3 protein-coding genes are annotated in these 4,134 nt (G+C 31.6%); 1 reads left to right on the plus strand and 2 read right to left on the minus strand.

Features of this window, described 5'->3' with window-relative positions:
• Both ABY298_RS15250 and ABY298_RS15255 read right to left on the minus strand, forming a co-directional pair.
• The coding region (locus ABY298_RS15250; protein ID WP_372746911.1) for a (Fe-S)-binding protein at positions 1-342 on the minus strand (342 nt) is incomplete at its 3' end.
• Positions 343-344: 2 nt separating this feature from the next.
• The gene (locus tag ABY298_RS15255; protein WP_372746912.1) at positions 345-794 is read right to left on the minus strand and encodes a SoxR reducing system RseC family protein; all 450 of its coding nucleotides are present in this window, start codon (positions 792-794) and stop codon (positions 345-347) included.
• Between the two features lie 263 nt (positions 795-1,057).
• Here ABY298_RS15255 and dnaE point away from each other — a divergent pair.
• Positions 1,058-4,134 (plus strand): DNA polymerase III subunit alpha (gene dnaE / locus ABY298_RS15260; RefSeq protein WP_372746913.1); only part of this gene is annotated, 3,077 nt, incomplete at its 3' end.

Raw genomic sequence — 4,134 nt, forward strand, 5'->3', positions numbered from 1 at the left:
ACGGACATCACAACTTCCTTGGCAACGTAAAACAGCAACCGTTGGATCTTTTTCTGCAACTTCTTTACCTAATTTGGCAGCAACTAATTTCATTACATCATTTCCTCCAACAGGACAAAATAAGTTTGAAATATCTTCTGTATTTACTAACTTTTCAGCAAAAGATTTACATCCTGGAGAACCACAACCAGCACAATTTGCTCCTGGTAATAACTCATCAACCTCGGCAATTAATGGATTCTCATACACATAAAATTTCTTAGAAACAAAATACAACACCACGGCTGCAATTATTCCTAAAGAAACCAACAACAAAACGCTATATAAAACTGATTCACTCATTTTTAATTATATTTTAATATTGAAAGTTTAAAGGCTTTTTTAAATTTATTATTGAAAATAAAAAGCATTAAATAATAAGGACCAAGAACACAAAGTGAAAGAATTCCAGCAATCCATTCTGCAAAAAAGTAAGAAGAAATTACAAGCGTAAACATCATTAAAATAAAAGGTAATATATAGGCCCAAAAAACCGCTTTTAACCCTAAGTCCTTTTTTAAACTAACAGTTACAGATTCATTTAAATTATATAATTCATTAGAATCGAAAATTTCTATTTCTTTATCATTAGACTCTGAAACGCCACAAGCAGATTTTGCTTTGCAACCTTCACAATTAAAATTACCTTTTAAAGAAATTACATATCCGTTAGGGTTTACTTTTGAAATTACCCCCTCATGTTTTATTGAACTCAAACTAATTTCACTTTCATTACTTTCTTCATTATTTTCCATAATTTTACACATGTTGTAACTTGGAGCGGTAAAATTATATTTTAAAAAAGTTTTAAAATATGATTAATATTAGCTTTTAAAAGAAAAAAAAACGTATTCGTAAAATTTAACATTTTATATTGGTTTTGTTAAATATTTAAATTAAACCACACGTTAAAAATTAACTTATTTTGATTGTTAATAAAAAAATAGCAATATTTAAACCTAAAAATATTAAAAGTCTTACTTTTAAAAATTCATATTTTCAAGCAACTACTTAGCACATGTTTTTAATTTTTGACACTGAAACCACCGGTTTACCTAAAAGCTGGAATGCACCAATTACAGATACAGATAATTGGCCTAGATGTGTACAAATAGCTTGGCAATTACATAATGAATATGGCGAATTAATTGAACACCAGGATTTTTTAATTAAACCTGAAGGTTTTAATATTCCATATGATGCCGAGCAAATTCATGGTATTTCTACACAGTTAGCTGACGAAAAAGGTGAAGATTTAGAAAAAGTTTTATACCTATTTAATGAAGCGCTTTCAAAATCAAAATTTATTGTAGGGCAAAATGTAAAATTCGACCTAAATATTATGGGGTGCGAATATTTTAGAGTTGACGTTGCTACTCCTTTAAATGATTTACCCGTTTTAGATACTTGTACAGAAGTAACCGCAACTTTATGCCAATTACCAGGTGGAAGAGGCGGAAAATTTAAATTACCAACATTAACAGAACTACATCAGCATTTATTTGGTACACCTTTTAATGAGGCACATAATGCAACTGCCGATGTAGAAGCAACAACACGTTGCTTTTTAGAATTAATTAGGCTACGTATTTTTACAAAAGAGGAATTAGATGTTCCTGCAGAATACTTTCAAAACTTTAATGCTAAAAACCCTTCACCTATTAATATAGTAGGTTTAAAACATTTAAACCTTAAAAAAGAAAGTGAAAACTTAGCTAAAAGAACCGAAACAAAAACCGAAACTCCGGTAATTCATTCTGAAGAAGTAATTGACGAATTTAAAAATGCACAATTTTCTCATTTACATTGTCATAGTCAATTTTCAGTACTGCAATCAACTTCAAGTATTAGTAATTTAATTAACAACGCGGTAAAACAAAAAATGCCTGCAGTAGCCTTAACGGATACTGGAAATATGATGGGCGCGTTTTATTTTGTACGTGAAGCTATTGCATATAACAAAACGGCTAAAGAACATAACGAAAATTTAAAAGAAGGAGAATCTCCAATAAATACTTTAACTCCTATTTTAGGATGCGAATTTAATGTTTGCGAAGACCATACAGATAAGAACAACAAAGACAATGGATATCAGATAGTTATACTTGCAAAAAACAAAAATGGTTATCATAATTTGGCAAAAATGTCATCGCTTTCACATACCGATGGTTTTTATTATGTGCCAAGAATTGACAAAAAAATAATAGAACAATACAAAGAAGACTTAATTGTATTGTCGGGTAATTTATATGGAGAAATTCCTAGTAAAATATTAAACGTAGGTGAAGTTCAGGCCGAAGAAGCACTAATTTGGTGGAAAGAACAATTTGGCGATGATTTTTATTTAGAATTGATGCGTCATAATCAAGAAAATGAAGATCACGTAAATGATGTTTTAATAGAATTTTCTAAAAAACATAATGTAAAATTAATTGCAACAAACAATACTTTTTACACTACACAAAATGAAGCCGAAGCACACGACATATTATTATGCGTAAAAGATGGTGAAAAAGTAGCTACTCCAAAAGGAAGAGGCCGCGGTTATAGATACGGATTACCAAATAACGAATACTATTTTAAATCTCAAGAACAAATGAAAAGTTTGTTCAAAGATATTCCTGAAGCAATTACCAATATTCAAGAAATAGTAGACAAAATTGAAACGTACACCTTAGCACGCGATGTATTACTTCCAAAATTCGACATTCCAGAACAATTTATAGATCCACAAGATGAAATTGATGGTGGAGTTCGTGGTGAAAACGCTTATTTAAAACACCTAACTTTTGAAGGTGCTAAAAAAAGATATGGCGATGTTCTAGATGCAAACACTCAAGAAAGATTAGACTTTGAGCTCTCAATTATTGAAATGACAGGGTATCCTGGTTATTTTTTAATTGTATGGGATTTTATTTTAGAAGCTCGTAAAATGGGAGTTTCAGTAGGTCCTGGTCGTGGTTCCGCAGCTGGTTCTGCTGTAGCTTACTGTTTATGGATTACCAATATTGATCCTATTAAATACGATTTACTTTTTGAGCGTTTCTTAAATCCAGACCGTGTATCATTACCCGATATTGATATTGATTTTGATGATGAAGGAAGACAAAAAGTAATTGATTTTGTAATTGAAAAATACGGTGCCAGCCAAGTTGCACAAATTATTACCTACGGAACAATGGCTGCAAAATCTGCCATACGTGATACTGCAAGGGCGCTAGATTTACCGTTGTTTGAAGCCGATAAAATTGCAAAATTAATTCCTGGTTTAAAACTTCAAAATATATTTGGAGAAGATGCAAAAAGCATTGCCAAAGTTAAAGGTTTAAGATCTGAAGAACTTGAAAATGTAAATGAGTTAAAACGAATTGCTGAAGGGAATGACCTTGATTCTATTACCATTCGCCAAGCAAGAGCTTTGGAAGGATCGGTTAGAAATACAGGAATTCATGCGTGTGGGGTTATTATTACTCCAGAAAACATCACAAATTTAATTCCGGTTGCCACAGCAAAGGACTCGGATATGTATGTTACGCAATTTGATAATAACGTTGTTGAAAGTGCAGGACTACTAAAAATGGACTTCTTGGGGTTAAAAACTTTAACCCTAATTAAAGACACTGTTAAAATTGTAAAGGCAATTCACGGAATAGATTTAATTCCTGATGATTTTCCTTTAGACGATGAAAAAACATATGAATTGTTCCAAAAAGGTGAAACTATTGGCGTTTTCCAATACGAATCTCCTGGAATGCAAAAGCATATGAAAGCTTTAAAGCCAACAACTTTTGCAGATTTAATTGCAATGAACGCTTTGTATCGCCCTGGACCAATGGAATATATTCCGTTGTTTATTGATAGAAAACACGGAGTTCAGGAAATTATTTACGATTTACCTGACATGGAAGAATACCTAAAAGAAACGTATGGTATTACCGTGTATCAGGAACAGGTGATGTTGCTTTCTCAAAAATTGGCTGGTTTTACAAAAGGTGAAGCCGATATGTTACGAAAAGCAATGGGTAAAAAAATATTTTACCTATTGGAGCAATTAAAACCAAAATTTATTGAAGGAGGTAAAGAAAGAAATCACCC

This window comes from Lutibacter sp. (assembly GCF_041596795.1).
In the GTDB taxonomy this organism is placed as follows: domain Bacteria; phylum Bacteroidota; class Bacteroidia; order Flavobacteriales; family Flavobacteriaceae; genus Lutibacter.

What these genes read in the sequence shown, in the direction of transcription:
- ABY298_RS15255 (WP_372746912.1), bottom strand. Translation starts at nt 794, where the DNA reads ATGGAAAATAATGAAGAAAGTAATGAAAGTGAAATTAGTTTGAGTTCA.